Genomic DNA, 1,631 nt, shown 5'->3' on the forward strand with positions numbered 1-1,631 from the left:
CTTACGCTCAGTTCGCGCCTGGCGCTGCTGGGATACACCCGGCAGTGCGCGGTATATCAGAACCAGTCCGTTCCTGAGGTGGTTGAGCAGGTGCTGCGCAGACACGGGCTGGAGGGACCTGATTTTGAATTCAGGCTGGAGCGCACCTACCCGCCGCGTGAAATTATCACCCAGTGGCGGGAAACGGACCTGGAGTTTATCCGGCGCATTCTGTCTGAGGTGGGGATTTACTGGCGCACGGAGATGGACGACGTGCGCGGTCTGGATACGTACATTTTTGCCGACAGCCAGCTGAACTACCGGTTTGACGTGCGCCTGCCTTACAGCGAGCCATCGGGCCTGTTTGACGGCGCGGCAGAATCGGTCTGGGATGTGCGGACCTGGCACAGGGTTGCCACCGGCACCGTCGCCACGCGGGATTACAACTACCGGACTGCCTCCACGCCGATGGATGCGACGGTCAGCGTGCGTAACGATGCGGTCACCACCGGGGAGCATTACCGCTACGCAGCGCCTTACCGTGACGCAGGTGACGACACCAGCCCGGAGCCGGAAACCGAATCCGGCGCCTTTTATGCCCGCATCTACCACGAGCGGGAACTGAACAAATCAGCCCGCATCCACCTGTTCAGCAATGCTGCCCACCTCACGCCCGGGCAGGTGCTGGAGCCACAGGGCGATGTCATTACGGCCCTGAAAGAGGGGGTTGTCCTCACGCTTGTGACCTTCCGGGGAGCCCGTGATTCCCGCCTGCACGTGTCGGTGTGGGGCATGCCCTACACCGAGCGTTACTGTTTCCGCCCGGCGGACATCCCGCGTCCGGAAATTCACGGTACGCTTCCGGCCCGCATTGAGAGCCGGGAAAAGAACGATATTTACGCTCACCTTGACGAACAGGGGCGCTACCGGGTGAAGCCCGACTTCGACCGGGAAGGGACAGAACCCGGGTACGGCTACCTGTGGCTGCGGATGGCGAAGCCTTATGCCGGAGACACGCTGGGGTGGCACACACCGCTCACCGACGGGACCGAAGTGGCGATAGCGTACAGCAACGGTGATATTGACCTGCCGTATATCGCATATGCCCTGCACGATTCTGAACATCCGGACCCTGTCTCCCGCGACAACCACACCCGCAACGTGCTGCGCACCCCGGCGAACAACAAGCTGCGGATGGAGGATAAGCGCGGCGAGGAGCATATCAAGCTCGCCACGGAGTATGGCAAAACGCAGCTGAACAGCGGGCACCTGGTGGACGCACAGGGACAGCGTCGCGGCACAGGCTCAGAGCTGCGCACCGATGAGTGGGGCACGATACGTGCCGGTAAAGGGCTGTTTGTCAGCGCGGATGCACAGCCTAAGGCGCAGGGGGAAGCGCTGGACAGGGACGCTGCACTGAAGGAAATCGACCGGCTGAATCAGCAACTGCAGCAGCTGGAAATCGCGGCGGAGCAGGCACAGGCGCTGAAGGCGGACGTTGACAGCCAGATAAAGATGTTTGAGCAGCGGCTGAAGCCGCTCAATGAGGCGCTGCTGATGTCCGCTCCGGAAGGAATGGCCCTGACCAGCGGGGAGCACCTGCAGATGACGGCCGCGAAGAACGTCGCCATTAATGCGGGCGGGGATATCAG

At 62.1% G+C, this 1,631-nt stretch carries 1 protein-coding gene; it reads left to right on the forward strand.

All coding sequences use genetic code 11. From position 1 onward, the window contains the following. Window positions 1–1,631 (forward strand): type VI secretion system Vgr family protein (locus tag ACOTXT_RS22420; protein WP_421625476.1); only part of this gene is annotated, 1,631 nt, incomplete at both ends.

The organism is Enterobacter cloacae complex sp. IR5422, from assembly GCF_049238165.1.
Lineage (GTDB): Bacteria > Pseudomonadota > Gammaproteobacteria > Enterobacterales > Enterobacteriaceae > Enterobacter > Enterobacter roggenkampii.